The organism is Solibacillus daqui (assembly GCF_028747805.1).
Lineage (GTDB): Bacteria > Bacillota > Bacilli > Bacillales_A > Planococcaceae > Solibacillus > Solibacillus daqui.
Window position 1 is genome coordinate 1,514,244 of the sequence record NZ_CP114887.1, and the last position, 15,821, is coordinate 1,530,064.

The following is a 15,821-nucleotide window of genomic DNA, read 5'->3' on the forward strand; positions in this document are numbered from 1 at the left end:
CGGAATACACCCTCTTATTTTGCATGATGTCGCCCAATTGGAAGAATGAGTGGCGTATCAGACACCGGGTCATTAATCACCGAGCATTCTAATTGAAACGTTTCTTTAATCAGTGCACTCGTTACAATGTCTTTCGGTGTACCTTCTGCGATTAACTGACCTTGTTTCATTGTAAATAAATAGTCAGCATAGCGCGCAGATAAATTAATATCGTGCAATACCATCACAATCGTTGTGCCATACTTTTTATTTAAGTCTGTTAGTAAATCTAAAATTTCGACCTGATACGTAATGTCTAAGTAAGTTGTTGGTTCGTCTAAAAATAAGATGTCAGTTTGCTGTGCAAGTGCCATTGCAATCCACACACGCTGACGTTGACCGCCAGATAATTCATCGATGTTTCGATCAGCAAATTCTGTAATATTCATCATTTCTAACGCTTCGGCGACCGCTTCATAATCCTTTTTCGACCAGCTACCAAAAAGCTTTTGGTGAGGGAAACGCCCACGACCAACTAAATCCACAACGGTAATGCCTTCAGGTACGACAGGGGATTGTGGTAGTAATCCAAGTGTTTTGGCAAGCTGTTTTGGTGGCATTTGATGTATGGATTTACCATCGAGCACAACTTCACCATTGGCAGGCTTAATAAGACGTGCCATCGTTTTTAGTAATGTCGATTTGCCGCAGCCGTTTGCCCCAATAATGATGCTAATTTTATTTTGTGGAATACTTAAACTGACGTCATTTAATATGATTTTTTGCTCATAGCCGGCATGTAATTGTTGTGCCTGTAGTGTATGCTGCGTCATTTATATGTCTCCTTTACGATTGATGCGAATTAATAAGTAAATCAAGTATGGTGCGCCAATAATGCCGGTAATGACACCTACTGGATATCTCGTCGTAAAGGCAAATTGACCAATTAAATCAGACGCCAATACTAAAATAACACCGATTAAACCGGCTGGAATGAGGGCAGAAAAGTTGCTGCCAACAAGACGTTTGGCAATCGGGCCAGCTAAAAAGGAAACGAATGCAATCGGGCCTGTCACAGCAGTTGCTAGTGCAAGTACTAATACCGCGCAAATAATTAATAAAATACGCGTTTTATTTGTATCGACGCCAAGTGAAATTGACATTTCTTCACCAAGCTCCAGCATTTCAAGTCGTTTTGAGAAAATGAGTAGTAGCGGTGTAAAAATCGCGACCGTAATCATTAGTGGCGTTAATGTCTCCATTTTCACACCGTTTAAACTACCACTTAACCAGCGCAGGGCAGTCGGAATATCATGCGTTTTTCCGATTAGCATTAAATAGGAAATAAACGCGTTCAGCATCGCTTGAATCCCAATGCCGATTAATATTAAGCGGCCGATTGAAAAACTCGTGCCTTTTGCTAAAAAGTATATGAATAATGTCGTCGCTAAACCACCAACAATTGAGGCGATCGACACAACGGTATTACTTGCATGCAAAACGATAATACAAAATACCGCAGCAGCGCTCGAACCAGCCGTTATCCCAATAACATTTGGGTTCGCCAGTGGGTTACGTAGCATCGTTTGGAATACATAACCACCTATACCAAACGCAAAGCCAGCAAAAAGGCCAGCAAGCATTCGAGGAAGGCGGATTGTACCAACGGCAAACGTAGCGCCCTTTATATCTTCACCTAGTAATACAGCTACAACATCCTTTACCGGATAGATCGTATTCCCGAGCATAAGCATCGTTGCACATAAACCTAGCGCTAGTAATACTAGAATTAAAGTTGTCAGCACAAATCGTCGTGTGCGCTGCTGTCTTGCTTTCATTATGGAGGTCATTGTTTCGTTTATCATAGGCTACGCACTTTCGCTTTCATTGTAATGTATATTAAAATCGGTGCGCCGATAAAGGCTGTTAAAATCCCCACTTGCAGCTCGCCTGGACTTCCAAGCAGACGACCACAAACGTCAGATATCATGAGTATAATGCCACCTGTTAATGCCGATAGCGGAATAAGCACGCGCACATCTGACCCAATGACAAGGCGTACTAGATGGGTTGCTAACAGTCCGATAAAACCGATTGGACCAGCAAGTGCTGTAGCTGCACCACATAATAGTACACCACCAAGGGAAGCAAACAAACGAATTGTCCCCGTGCGAACACCAAGTCCTGTCGCAACTTCATCTCCTAAAGCGAGTGCGTTAAGGGCAGGGGCAGTGAAGAGGGCTATGAGTAATCCGATGACTAAAAACGGAATAAATAACGAAATCGAATCCCAAGACCCTGAGCCAACACTCCCAACTTGCCAAAAACGGAACTGATCCATGACGTTTGAACGTGGAATCATAACAGCTGTAACAAGCGAAGATAAAATGGCAGTTGTTGCAGCACCAGCAAGGACGAGCTTCAGCGGTGTAGCACCACTTGCACCCATCGAACCAATCCCAAAGACAAAAATAGCAGTGAGTGTCGCACCTGCTATCGCTAAAAAGATATATTCATTGGCAGAGCTAATATTGAAAAAAGCAATCCCACAAACAACAAATAGCGATGCGCCCGTATTAACCCCTAAAATACTTGGGTCGGCTATCGGATTGCGGGTAACCGATTGCATAAGTGCACCAGAAACGCCCAGTGCAGCGCCAACCATAAAACAAAAAATCGTTCGTACAATTCGCTGACGTACAACATTGGCCTCGTGTGACTGAACGTCAGGATGTAGTAATCCATCCATCAGTCCAGTCATGCCAATAGTACGAGAACCGAATACGAGCGATGCGATGATGCTAAGCGCAAGTAATATGATAAGAAAAACGACTACTTTTACAATGTTTTTCGGTAGTAATTGCTTCTTATGTTCGGAAACTTGTAGATTGTTCATCATTACTGAATGTTTTTCGCAACATCCGAAATTAACGTTAAGTACTCATCAATTGTGTACTTAATTGATAGTGGGTTGGGGTTACCAGCTGCTGCAAGTGGTGTGTTGTCTTCTACAATGACAACATTGCCTTTTTCGATTGCAGGAATTTTACCTAAAATCGGATCTGCTTGTAAAGCTTTTACGGTATTTTTATCACCATATGCGATAAAGATTTCAACATCCGCTAATGCATCTGCATGTTCAGCAGATAACTCGAGATAGAAACTTTCGTCAGTTGATAATGCTTTTAAGCTTTCTGGATATTCCATACCTAAATCTGTTAAGAATTCACCACGTGGGTCACCAGGCGTGTAAATGTAGAATTTTGAAAGGTCTGTTACATTGAACATACCGAATGCTGCTTTTTTGCCTTTAATAGCTGAATATTCATTGGCTTTGTCCGCGATTAATTTTTCAGTATCCGCGATTAATTGTTGACCTTCTTTTTCCATACCCATACCAGCAGAATTTAATGTTACTTGGTCACGCCATGAAGTTACCCATGGAGTTTCTTTGTAGGCGATTACTGGAGCGATTTGGCTTAGCGTGTCGTACTCTTCTTGTGTAATACCAGAGTAGGCTGCTAAAATCACATCTGGATTAGAATCAGCAATTGCTTCAAAGTCTAAGCCGTCTGTATCTTGGTAGACGTTCGGGTTTTCTTCACCTAATTCTTTTAATGCATCAGCAGTCCATGGAAGCATACCGCTTTCATCTTGTACACCGTAGTTTGCTGCAGAGAATCCTACAGGAACAGTGCCTAAAGCTAAAGCGACGTCATGGTTTGCCCATGCGATAGTTGCAACGCGTTCTGGTTTTTCTTCGATAATTGTTTCACCAAAAGCATGTTGCACAGTAATTGGATATTGTTGATCAGATGATTCAGTTGATGCTGTATCACCATCTTTATTGTCTGTTGTTGTTTTTTTGTCAGATGAATCTGAGCAAGCGGCTAAAACGATTGCCATGAAGCAAGCGAACAATAGCGTTAGTAATGATTTTTTGTTCTTCATTATTATTATACCTCACATAACTTCTATTTCGGTGATAAAGATTCTCAATACCATCGTGTTTCAAGTATTACTCCAAATTTTAATAATGTCAACAATAAATTATTGGGAATAGGGATAAAAAATACGTAATATTGACAAGTTATTTAATAAACGTTATCTTAATGATAAAGATTATCAATGTCATCTATTGGAGAAGTTATATTGATAAAGTGAACTTGAACAAAAAATTGAATTAATTGGAGTGTTCAATATGGAAGTATTTGATGTAACAATTGTCGGCGGAGGTCCTGCTGGATTATATAGTGCGTTTTACAGTGGTATGCGCGATTTGAAAACAAAAATTATCGAATTTCACCCGTATTTAGGGGGGAAAGTGAATATTTTCTTAGAAAAAATGCTATGGGATATTGGTGGACAACCACCTATTGTTGCAGAAAAATTTATTGGACAATTAATCGAGCAGGCTATGACTTTCGAACCTACTGTTTGCCTAAATACAAAAGTAGAGCATATCGAAAAACAAGATAATGTTTTTGTCATTTCAACAAATAATGGGGAAAAGCATTATTCGAAAACGGTTATTATCGCAATTGGCGGTGGTATTTTCCAACCAATCAAGCTTGAAATTGAAGGTGCGGAAAAGTATGAAATGACAAACTTACATTATACAATTAACGGAATTGAGCGCTTTGCTGGTAAGGATATCCTAATTTCAGGTGGTGGCAACGCGGCGATAGACTGGGCAGTGGAGCTATTACCGATTGCGAAAAAGCTTACGGTTATTTATCGCAGCGACGAATTGAAAGCCCATGAAGCACAGGTGAAAAAACTAAAAGAGCATAACGTGGAAATTTTACTAAATACCGAAATTCAGTCGCTAATTTCAAATGATGAAAAAACAGCAATTGAGCATGTTGTCATTCGTGAAGGGGATGTAGAGAAATCGGTTACGGTGGATGATATTATTATTTGCCATGGCTATAACCGCGAAGTGTCACTCGATTTTGCACAAGGAATTTTACCGAAGCGTAATGACAATCAACTCTTTGAAAGCGAAGGACAATGTCAGACGACAACTCCAGGTATTTTTGCGGTAGGTGATATTGTTGCGTATTCGGACAAGGTGTATTTGTTAGTTGGAACATTTAACGATGCGGTGCTAGCAGTGAATAGCGCGAAGAAATATTTAGAGCCAGATGCCAATAGCTATGCGATGGTGTCTTCGCATAATGAGAAGTTTAGAGATCGTAATCAAAAAATTTTAGTAGATATGAAATAACCATTAGGCTCAAAGCCGTGTGGGATAATGCAATACCTGTAGTGAGGACACTTGAAAGAGAGTGTCCTCACTACAGGTATTTTTTATGGTTTAGCGACGAATTTTTAACTATAAAAATAGTCGCGCATCCTAAATGGATACACGACGATTCATCTTTTCAAACAGCAGTTAAAAATTGATAAGGGCATACAATTTATTCCGTTTCACGTGAAGTATGCGCGCTTTTTGAGTTTTATGCTCGAATTTAATGAGGATGTGCGCGCTTTTCAAAATATACGCTCGAATCACCATTTATCCTTAAACGTAGTTCATCCCAAAACTATGGTGATGAACCTCCACACTATTCTTCTATAATTGAAGTAATAATATAGCCGTTTTTGTTGTCACCTGAAACGTTGAAGTTGCTTGTATTCGGGATGTTTACAGTTGTCGAGTTCGTCGTATACTGTACGAAATACGTTGTGCCATTTACTTTTGTTGTATAGGATTGTTCCTTTTTTAAATAACTAATGTATTCTTCAAGCGCAAAATCCTTTTCCTGCAACGTCACGCTATGCGGTAAGCCAACATAGCGAAAATGCCATGGCTCATAATTGATGTCGGTTACGTCGACTTTATGCTTCGGATAACGTAGAATAAAGCCGAATTTCGGGGCATTTTGTTCGAGCCATTTTCCTTCAGCGGTGTTTTCCATTTTCCCTGCAGTAGAGCCGATATCGAGTGAGAGCCCTGTCTGATGTTCACTGTAACCCGAAGGTAGCGCATAGGCAGCACCATTTTCCTCGAATAATTGCTGCTGTAATATTCCGCTCCGATAGGCACTGTTAATAATAAAATAATGAATGTCATCTTGCTGTGCGGCTTCGAAAAGCTGTTTTAACGGCTGCATGACCTGATTTTCAAGCAAAAAATTTGAATCGACAACAACATTTGCAGCGATGTCTGTCGGTATTTGAGCTAGGTTTATTGGGTCTTGCTGCAACTGGGTGTCTCGATTAACTAATACAAGATCGCCACTTGAAATCGCAAAGGATTCGAGTGGAATTGTTTGAGGTAAGTCAGGTGCTGCAACTTGCTCTTTTGTGAAAAATTGATAGCCAATAACGGCAATTATAATGGCGAATAATAGTTTTTTCATATTGATAACTCTCCTTTGATACTAGCATAAAGTACAAAACTTAATATTATGCGATGGAAATTCTTAAGAATTTATGAAGGTATACTAAAGGTTCATTTTGGTCCAAACTTAACTGATTCATCCCCTACTTATATGTAGGGGATGAATCAAGCTAGGCCCCCGGCGGATGTCGCAAATTTTTTAGAGGGGTTTTAAAGAGGAATTCAGCCTAAAGACGTCACATCGTGTGACAACGGCTGACTGACCCACGTCCTGTGGCCCCGAATTTGAAAAAAATCTGGACTAAAGATAGCTTCGGCGTAATTGATTAAGTTGATACTCGCCTTGTCGTAAGCAATTTCGAATAAATGGCAATGGCAGTTGTACGCATCGAGAATGTTCTTTACTATAGATACAGTACGTGCGCTTATGAAATAATGGTAAGCTACTAAATTGATATAGAGGTGAATGTATGAATCAGATAATAATTGAAAACGCATACGAAGGAAATTTAAAAAACATTTCAGTAACGATTCCACGTAATCAGCTCGTTTGTGTGACTGGTGTTTCAGGCTCGGGGAAATCGACATTGGTGCTGGACACATTATACCAAGAATGTCAGCGTCAATATATGGAGGCAATTGGCTATCAAGGCATTCAAAAGCCAGATGTTGAGGCGGTTCGCAACATTTCACCAGCTATTCAAATAAATCAGCATTTAACAAACAAAAATCCGCGCTCAACAGTCGGTACGTTGACGAATATTTATACCGATTTGCGTATGGTGTACGAAAAAATTAGTGAGCGCCCATGTAGTGACTGTGGTAAGGTGTTCGCGCAGCATGAGGGGAAAGAGGCTACAGAAATCGCCCATGGAGAATATAAGACATTTGTGCAGTGCCCGCACTGTGATAGTAAGCAATTGAAGTTAACACGCGCACATTTTTCTTACAATAAATCAGATGGCGCCTGTCCGACATGTTCAGGACTAGGTGTCGAAGTTGCAATTGATTGGGACAAGGTGCTTGATGAAACTAAGCCATTGGAAGACGGAGCTGTGCATTTTTTAGATAAAGGCTATCGTGATTATGTTATAAATATTTTAAAAAATGGATTTGCCTTTTATGGGTTAGCCGATGTGCAGAATGTTCCATTAAATCAATGGTCCGAGCAGCATCGTGCGCTCCTTATCAAAGGGGCAGAGGCAGCCAATATTGATGCAGAAAAGGGCGTGCCAAAAAATGTGACGAAAGGGCGATTTGAAGGGATAGAGCCGCTATTATGGCGTCGATTTGCCGATAAAAACGGTGATTCGGAGGTAGAGCAATATTTCAAAAAATCAACATGTAGTGCATGTGACGGAGAGCGATTGCGTGAAGAGAGTCGTCAAGCCATTGTTAATAATAAGCGTTTACCGGAGCTATCGAATTATTCATTAGAACATTTAGCGGCCTGGATTGATGCACTAAATGCAAAGTTAACCGATAGCGAGCGTGCCTATGTTGGTCATTTTATTCTTGATATGACGACAAAATTAGCGCGCTTACTAAAGGTAGGTGTTGGCTATTTAACACTAGATCGTCAAACAATTACCTTATCAGGCGGGGAGCAGCAAAAAATTAAGCTGTCGGCGACGTTAGATTCAGAGTTAACAGGGGTTATTTATTTACTAGATGAGCCGACAAGTGGTCTGCATCCAAAAGATACGCTTGGAATGATTGACATTTTGAAAAGGATGCGTGATTTAGGCAATACGGTAATTGTCATTGAGCATGATACGGATGTTATGAAGGCGGCAGATGTCATTTTAGATATTGGCCCTGGCGCTGGCATATTTGGTGGAGAGCTGATTGGACAAGGGACGTTAGCTCAACTATTGGATACAGAAACATCCGTTACAGGTAACTATTTGAAAAAGCCTGTCGAATTAAATACAAAGCCGCGTCAAGCAAATGGTTATATTACGCTAGCAAAAGTATCGGAAAATAACTTGCAAAATGTAACGGTCCAGTTCCCAAAACAATGCTTTACTACAGTAGTAGGGGCGTCGGGCTCGGGGAAATCTACGTTAATTTTTGATGTCCTTGCCAATGAAACATTTGATGATTTCGACCAAGTTATTACAGTACAACAAGCATCGATTTCACGTATGCGACGCTCGAATATTGCAACCTATACAGATGCATTTACTGTGTTACGTAATTTGTACGCAAAGGAACCGTCAGCAAAGGAAAAGGGCTTCACGAACAAGCATTTTAGCTTTAATACAGCAGGTGGGCGCTGTGACCATTGTGAAGGGCTTGGTGTTGTGCCAAGTAATATGATGTTTTTCGATAATGTCGAGCTTGTGTGTCCAGTTTGTAATGGGAAGCGCTTTAAGGATGAGATTTTAGACGTTACGTTGCATGGCTATTCGATTTCAGAAATGCTTGATATGTCAATTACAGAGGCAGCAGAGGTTTTACAGGCTGATAAAAAGCTAACAAAGATTTTCTCACTGCTAATTGAAGTAGGACTTGGCTATATTACGTTGGGTCAATCATTGACGACCCTTTCAGGTGGGGAAGGTCAGCGCTTGAAGCTGGCAAAAGAGCTACTTAGTGTGAAAGGGCAACAAAATCTATTTTTAATTGATGAGCCTTCAACAGGTTTACATCCGGTGGATATTGAAAACTTTATTATATTACTGAACAAAATGGTTGAGGAGGGGCATACCGTCATTGTTGTGGAGCATAACGAGCAAATCATTCGAGAGTCTGATTATCTAATTGAGCTTGGTCCAGAAGGTGGTGATAAGGGCGGTACAGTCATTGCGACAGGAACACCAGAGGAAATTAAAGGTAATAAGCAGTCCATCATGCGAGAATTTTTATAATATTGGAGAATTGAAAAGGGGATGTCCCAGAAGTAATTCTGGAGCATCCCCTTTAAGTAGTAACTTTTTGGGTGGAGTATTCGTATTGTTGACAGTAAATCGCTACTTTAACAAATTTCTGAATAATCCTTTTGACTGCTTTTCAGGTTGTTGTTCAACTGATGCTGTGATTTGATTCTGTGCGACGTTTAGTTTATTCAAAACATTCATAATGGCACTGTTTTGTTGTTCGACACGATCAAGCTGCCGTTGCTGGGCAGGATTTGGTTCGTTTGCCTGCTCTAAAATGTGCTGCATCATGGCACCAAGCTGTTGCTTTAACGTGTGGTTTTGGTCAATTAACAGCTCATTTTGCGTACGCTGTTCTTTAATTAATGTTAATAGCTGCATGTTTTGCTGTTCAATGCCATGAACATGGGTAGCGAGGAGCTGCATTGAATTTGATAGATCCTCAAATTGTGAAACATGTGGTACTGCGGGAACAATAGTGTGCTGTAAATGTTCATCTGGTTTAAAGGATGGTTCAGTTACAATTTGTGCAGCTTCTTTTAACTTGTAGCCATGTTCTTTATTTAATGTTAAAAAGGCACGTAACATAACAAAATCCTCATCTGAAAATTGGCGATGCATCCGGCTATTGCGGCGAACCTCGTATCCATTTTCTTCTAAAATGGTCATGTAATGTTGTAGGGATGCTTTGCTAATTCCAAGTTGTTCAGCAATTGCACCCGTCGCATAAATAGCGGGCATAGTAAAAACTCCTTGAATATCAAAAAAATATTGTATATCACTATGAATTATACGTCTAAAGTAGTGGTGATGTGAAGGGGTAGATATCGCAATTTCCATAAACATGCGAAGATTTATCATTTTTTAATCAATTATCCCGAAGTGTCATAGTTTAGATGTTTTTTGAGGTAGTTCACTTAATATCAAATGAACTACTATGTTAAAGGGAAATAAGGAATTTATGTTAAAATAAAGTAAAATTGTAATGGTGGTACGTGTTTCGATGTAGTGAAAGATTATTTAAGAGTAGGTGCTTACAATGTTACTAAGTGATGGAAGATTTGATATTGTTTTAGAAACAGAAAGATTAGTAATAAGACCATTGAAAACGCAAGATTATAAAAATTGGCTTAATGAATTCGAAAATCGTCAACCGTCTCAACACAGACACGATGAAGGAAAAGTTGATATGAGCGAATGTACGTTTGAATGGTTTGTTAAATTAGTTGATAATCATCAGGAATTAGCTTTGACAGATATTGCTCACGTTTTTGGCGTGTTCAAAAAAGAAGATGGTACACACTTAGGGATGGTGGATTTCTCAACTTTAGCTAGGGGTGACTTCCAATGGGGAAGAATAGGCTACACAATTCATAATCAGTATTGGAGAAAAGGTTACGGCAAAGAAGCGGTAAAAGGAGCACTTAACATCGCTTTTGAGCATTTAGCATTCCACCGAATTGAAGCGCACATAAATTTAGATAACACAGCTTCTATGAATTTAGCTGAAAGTGTTGGAATGGGGTTAGAATGTGTTCGTAAAGGGTTTATATATGAAAATGAAGAGTGGACTGACCATTTAGTCTATTACATAAACTCCAAATAAAATTACTCATTAAAACGCTCAGAAAAATATGAGCGTTTTACTACTATAAATAAAAAGGGGGCGATGACATGTTTTTGAAATCAGCCCGAATTAAAAAGGAACTCATACATGATTACCGTGAATACCCATTTTCCATTCCGTTTGTCCGACATTTAGATGAGCTTGATTTAGATGCGCCCATCACATTTTTTGTTGGTGAAAATGGTGCGGGTAAATCGACGTTACTCGAAGCGATTGCAGATCAAATCGGCTTTAATCCTGCAGGGGGCAGCACGCAAAATTTTCAGGCGTTTGATGTACATAAATCTGACGCTGCACTTGGTGAATTCATTAAGCTAGCGTGGTGGCCGAAAGTGACAAATGGCTTTTTCTTACGCGCGGAAACGTTTTATCAGTTTGCCTCACATGTTGATGAGACTGATCGGAATGGCTACCGTTCATATGGTGGAAAATCGTTGCATCATCAGTCGCATGGTGAATCATTTTTTTCACTGTTTCAGCACCGCTTTAAAGCCAATGCGATTTACTTGCTTGACGAACCAGAGGCGGCACTTTCTCCGACGAGGCAGCTCGCATTTTTGACATTGTTACATGATTTATTAAAGGAAGGCAATGTGCAAATTATTATTGCAACTCATTCGCCGATTTTGCTCGGTTATCCAGGAGCTCGTATTTATCATTTTCATGAGAATGGTGTTGAGGAAATTGACTACGAACAAACGGAGCATTATCAGGTGACGTCTTACTTTTTACAGCACCGCGAAAAAATGCTTGCTGACTTATTCGAGGATGAAGAGGAATAAATGAATCTTCTAGAATGTTGAATCGTAGAGTATAAAAAGGGGTGTGGAAAGTATGGGTAAATATTCAATATCACAATTTGTGCAACAAACGAAGCAGGATGAACAGGAAAATGACTTTTTCGAATTAGAAACAGAGCGGGTATTAGAGGTCAATTTAAACGGTGAAGTATGGGCAAAAATGGGCTCGATGATTTCGTATACAGGTTCAATTAAATTCGAGCGTGAGCGTATGTTAGAGCACGGTGTCGGGAAATTGTTCAAAAAGGCGTTAACAGGAGAGGGCACACCGCTTATGCGCGCAAAAGGTAATGGCCGCTTGTATTTAGCAGATCAGGGGAAAAAGGTGACGATTTTTGAGCTAAATGGTGAAAGTCTATGTGTTAACGGCAATGATTTACTGGCTTTTGAAAATCGGATTAACTGGGATATTAAATTAATGCGTAAAATGGCAGGTATTTTAGCAGGTGGCTTATTTAATGTGACTTTGCAGGGGCATGGTCTGGTTGCGATTACGACACATTTTGAGCCACTAACATTACTCGTTAAGCCAGGAGATAAAGTATACACAGATCCGAATGCGACGGTCGCTTGGTCAGGTAATTTAACACCAGAATTCACGACAGATATTACGATGCGCACATTGATCGGGCGCGGCAGTAATGAATCGATTCAAATGGCATTTTCGGGCGAGGGTTTTGTCATTATTCAGCCATTTGAGGAAGTATACCTATCCTCACAGCAATAAGCTTAGACAGTTCCCATATTTCGGTATAAACTAATACTAAGAGGGGGCGTTGACATGGAGTGGCAACAGCTACAGCTTGCGACAGAAAATTATAAACTTCAATTACTAGAAGCCGAAAAGCTACATAAAAAACAAACAACCGTAGAACGTTTAATGAAGCATGCAGAACGTGAAATTGAGCATTTTGAACAAGAAATGCAGCAGGCGCGTAAAGCATTAAATAAATTAGATCAGTCATCGTTCGTCAATTTATTCCGCAATTGGTCAGGTAAGCAGGATGAGCTAATCGAGCAAAATTTAGACAAAATTGCGGTTACTGAGTTAAAGCTGATCGAGGCACAATTGATGCTAGAAGATTTACAAGACGATGTAGTTGATATTGTTCATAAGCTAAATGCAATCAATGAGTCGTATATTGAACAAGAGCTGCAAACATTAAACAACGAAAAGCAGCAGTGGCTAGCGGAAAATGCACCACAATTTGCGGAAAAACTAACATTCATTGCTGAGCAACAAACATTATGCAAACAGCTTACAAAAGAAATTCAAGAAGCAATCGATGCTGGGAATACAGCGTTAAGCGCATTAACAGATGCCGGCTACGCGTTACATGAGGCTGACTCATATTCAACATGGGACACATTTTTAGGCGGTGGCTTTATTGCAACAGCGATGAAGCATGAAAAACTAGAAACGACAAACAGCTATATTCATACCGCACAAATGGCTCTACAACGCTTTAGCAATGAGTTATTAGATGTAAAAGACATGAGGGACGATACAATTGAAATCGGTATGGACGGCTTTGTAAAATTTACCGACTTCTTCTTCGATAATATTTTCACAGATTGGTCGATCCATTCGAAGATTACAACAGCCATGAACCAAATTTCTCGCGTTCAAGATGATGTGGCAAACACATTGCGTGAATTACATCAAAAATTAACGGTTGCACTCAAAAAAGAAGCTGAACTTTTTTCGGAACGTGAAGCGATTCTTAATTCCGATGAATCAGCATTGTTTTTTGAAAAATAGAGGCGTAAAATAAGTCGTATATTTTATAGGGGTTTTAATAGTAAAACCAAATCAAAGGAGTCTTGTAAAATGAGTCGTTTAGTAGAAGAATTTTTAGAATTAGTACAAATTGATTCTGAAACAAAACATGAACAAGTGATTGCACCCATTTTAGTGCAAAAATTAGAGGATATGGGCTTTGATGTATTCCAGGACGATGCACATACACGTAACGGCCATGGTGCTGGGAATATTATCGCAACATTAAAAGGTGACGATCAAATCGAGCCAATTTACTTCACAGTGCATATGGATACAGTTGTACCGGGTGTTGGCATTAAGCCTGAAATTCGTGAAGACGGCTATATTTACTCAGATGGAACAACGATTTTAGGTGCGGATGATAAAGCAGGTATGGCTGCAATTTTCGAAATGGCACGTCGCATTAAAGAAAAAAATATCAAACACGGGACAATCCAGTTCATTATTACAGCTGGTGAAGAAAGTGGTTTAGTAGGTGCAAAGGAATTAGATCCAGCGAACATTATCGCAAAATATGGTTTTGCCGTAGATAGTGATGGTAAAGTAGGCGGCATCGTTGTAGCTGCGCCATTCCAAGCAAAAGTAAATGTCAAAGTATTCGGTAAAACGGCGCATGCGGGTGTTGCACCTGAAAAAGGGATTTCTGCCATTACTGTAGCAGCAAAAGCAGTAGCCCAGTTAAAGCTAGGTCGCTTAGATGAAGAAACAACTGCGAATATCGGACGTTTTGAAGGCGGTAAGGCAACAAACATCGTGTGTGATGAAGTCACTATTTTCGCAGAGGCACGCTCAATCGATGAAGCGAAATTGAACGCTCAAACAGCCCATATGAAAGAAACATTTGAACGTGTAGCATTAGAAAATGGGGCACGTGCTGAAGTAGAAGTAGCATTATCATACCCTGGCTTCCGTGTAACTGAAGAAGATAAAGTTGTTCAAATCGCACAGGCTGCAGCAAAAGCTGTTGGACGTGAGCCAAAGTTAGGTATTTCAGGTGGTGGTAGTGATGCCAATGTCATTGCAGGCTTTGGTATTCCAACTGTCAACTTGTCAGTTGGTTATGAGGAAATCCATACAACAAACGAAAGAATGCCAGTAGAAGAGCTAGAAAAGTTAGCAGATTTACTAGAGCAAATTATTGTAGAAACAACAAAATAAGAGGTGAATAGATGAGCTTTGAAAAAGCAGTTGTCTTTTTATGTGGGAAAGAAGAATATGCAGTTCCGGTAGAGCAAGTCGTTTCAATTGAAAAGTTAGAGCGTGTAACGCCGATTCCACATTTGCCAAACTACTTGCTAGGCTTCTCTCGCATTCGAGGCGAGTTAACACCCATAATTGATTTTGGACGTATTTTATACAATAGCCCAACGAATACAGAGACGTCAAAAGTAATTGTTCTATCAACAGACATTGTAAATTATGGTTTATTAGTAGCCGATGCACGTGAAATCATTGATTTTGAAAACGGTGTTTTAAAGCAAATGGGGCTTGTAAATTATGAAAAGACTAAATATTTCACAGCCGTTGCCAACCTTGAAGATCGTATGATTTCTTGTGTTGATCCCAACATATTAGTCAATTCATTAGAAGGCATTCGTGAGATAATTAATTATTTACATAAAATGCTGGAAAATGAAGATGTGAAGGCATAAATGAAAAAAGGAGTACAAGATATCGGTCTTGTACTCTTTTTATTGAGAAACAAAGTATGATTTTCAGGGAAGCTGCTGGACCTATTTTGTCGCGACTTGAGTTTTTCTAAATTGTTTGATGTAAGCAAACCCAGTAATTCCAAAGACGATTACTGAAATAATGCCAAGTGTAAGTACTAAATTATCCTCAACCCAAGGAACATTCCCCAAGACAAAGCCGCCAGCTAGCCACACGGTTGTCCAAATAATAGCTCCGACAAAGTTGTAGCGTAAAAACGTACTATACGAGAAGTTGGTGTAGCCAGAAATAAATGGCGTCATTGTTCGCATTAGTGGCACAAAGCGTGAAAATGTAATCGCAACTCGGTCGTAATTCTCAAGGAAATGCTGCGCTTTTTGTACTTTATCTTCAGATACGATTTTCATAAATAAATTGTGCTGAGCTGGGATTTTTCGTATGGATCGACCGATGAAATAGTTGTTGCTATCGGCAAGTGTGGTTGCAACAATAAACAATATAAATAAAACGATTAAATCAAGCTTTCCAAGCGCGGCTAGGGTACCACTTGTAAATACGGTGCTATCTCCAGGTAAAAATGTTAAAATAACGAAAGCGGTTTTTGTAAATACAACAGCAAACAACAGCAAATATATATAAATGCCAAGTTCCTCTATGTAATGAAAAATGACTTGGTCGATTTCTCGTAGAAATTGGATGATTTCAAGCAGCATAGTAGTTTCCTTTCAAT

General features: G+C 39.7%; 15 protein-coding genes. 8 read left to right on the forward strand and 7 right to left on the reverse strand.

The window, feature by feature from the left end; genetic code table 11:
- Positions 1-14 precede the first annotated feature (14 nt).
- The 4 genes from O7776_RS07200 to O7776_RS07215 are packed head-to-tail and all read right to left on the reverse strand — an operon-like array spanning position 15 to position 3,930.
- Positions 15-812 carry an ABC transporter ATP-binding protein gene (locus tag O7776_RS07200; RefSeq protein WP_274309910.1) on the reverse strand — a complete coding sequence of 266 codons (798 nt, stop codon included), beginning with the start codon at positions 810-812 and terminating at the stop codon, positions 15-17.
- Positions 813-1,844, reverse strand: coding sequence for a FecCD family ABC transporter permease (locus O7776_RS07205; protein ID WP_274309911.1), 1,032 nt, complete (start codon positions 1,842-1,844; stop codon positions 813-815).
- Positions 1,841-2,875, reverse strand: a complete 1,035-nt coding sequence (locus O7776_RS07210; protein ID WP_274310460.1) for a FecCD family ABC transporter permease — start codon at positions 2,873-2,875, stop codon at positions 1,841-1,843. The genes O7776_RS07205 and O7776_RS07210 overlap by 4 nt, the downstream gene beginning before the upstream one ends.
- A gap of 2 nt (positions 2,876-2,877) precedes the next feature.
- Complete coding sequence (locus tag O7776_RS07215; RefSeq protein ID WP_274309912.1) at positions 2,878-3,930, reverse strand: iron-siderophore ABC transporter substrate-binding protein; 1,053 nt, start codon at positions 3,928-3,930, stop codon at positions 2,878-2,880.
- Between the two features lie 250 nt (positions 3,931-4,180).
- Here O7776_RS07215 and O7776_RS07220 point away from each other — a divergent pair, with 250 nt between their 5' ends.
- A complete protein-coding gene (locus tag O7776_RS07220) occupies positions 4,181-5,209 on the forward strand; it encodes an NAD(P)/FAD-dependent oxidoreductase (protein ID WP_274309913.1) in 1,029 nt (342 codons plus the stop codon).
- 340 nt (positions 5,210-5,549) lie between these two features.
- Here O7776_RS07220 and O7776_RS07225 read toward each other — a convergent pair whose 3' ends face one another.
- Complete coding sequence (locus tag O7776_RS07225) at positions 5,550-6,347, reverse strand: M15 family metallopeptidase (RefSeq protein ID WP_274309914.1); 798 nt, start codon at positions 6,345-6,347, stop codon at positions 5,550-5,552.
- A gap of 451 nt (positions 6,348-6,798) precedes the next feature.
- Here O7776_RS07225 and O7776_RS07230 point away from each other — a divergent pair, with 451 nt between their 5' ends.
- On the forward strand, positions 6,799-9,201 hold the full coding sequence (locus tag O7776_RS07230; protein ID WP_274309915.1) for an excinuclease ABC subunit UvrA: 2,403 nt from the start codon (positions 6,799-6,801) through the stop codon (positions 9,199-9,201).
- 102 nt (positions 9,202-9,303) lie between these two features.
- On the opposite strand, the gene O7776_RS07235 is transcribed toward O7776_RS07230, so the two are convergent.
- A complete protein-coding gene (locus O7776_RS07235; RefSeq protein ID WP_274309916.1) occupies positions 9,304-9,951 on the reverse strand; it encodes a MerR family transcriptional regulator in 648 nt (215 codons plus the stop codon).
- Between the two features lie 298 nt (positions 9,952-10,249).
- On the opposite strand from O7776_RS07235, the gene O7776_RS07240 reads away from it, so the two are divergent.
- From O7776_RS07240 to O7776_RS07265, 6 genes are all read left to right on the forward strand, one after another.
- Positions 10,250-10,816: a GNAT family N-acetyltransferase gene (locus O7776_RS07240; protein WP_274309917.1), complete on the forward strand. Its 567-nt coding sequence runs from the start codon at positions 10,250-10,252 to the stop codon at positions 10,814-10,816.
- Between the two features lie 68 nt (positions 10,817-10,884).
- On the forward strand, positions 10,885-11,619 hold the full coding sequence (locus tag O7776_RS07245; RefSeq protein ID WP_274309918.1) for an AAA family ATPase: 735 nt from the start codon (positions 10,885-10,887) through the stop codon (positions 11,617-11,619).
- A 52-nt stretch (positions 11,620-11,671) separates the two neighbouring features.
- Positions 11,672-12,364 carry an AIM24 family protein gene (locus tag O7776_RS07250; protein WP_274309919.1) on the forward strand — a complete coding sequence of 231 codons (693 nt, stop codon included), beginning with the start codon at positions 11,672-11,674 and terminating at the stop codon, positions 12,362-12,364.
- A 54-nt stretch (positions 12,365-12,418) separates the two neighbouring features.
- A complete protein-coding gene (locus O7776_RS07255) occupies positions 12,419-13,399 on the forward strand; it encodes a hypothetical protein (protein ID WP_274309920.1) in 981 nt (326 codons plus the stop codon).
- 69 nt (positions 13,400-13,468) lie between these two features.
- Positions 13,469-14,578 carry a M20/M25/M40 family metallo-hydrolase gene (locus tag O7776_RS07260; protein WP_274309921.1) on the forward strand — a complete coding sequence of 370 codons (1,110 nt, stop codon included), beginning with the start codon at positions 13,469-13,471 and terminating at the stop codon, positions 14,576-14,578.
- Positions 14,579-14,589: 11 nt separating this feature from the next.
- Positions 14,590-15,072, forward strand: coding sequence for a chemotaxis protein CheW (locus tag O7776_RS07265; protein ID WP_274309922.1), 483 nt, complete (start codon positions 14,590-14,592; stop codon positions 15,070-15,072).
- An 81-nt stretch (positions 15,073-15,153) separates the two neighbouring features.
- Here O7776_RS07265 and O7776_RS07270 read toward each other — a convergent pair whose 3' ends face one another.
- Positions 15,154-15,804, reverse strand: a complete 651-nt coding sequence (locus O7776_RS07270; protein ID WP_274309923.1) for a DedA family protein — start codon at positions 15,802-15,804, stop codon at positions 15,154-15,156.
- Positions 15,805-15,821: the final 17 nt, after the last annotated feature.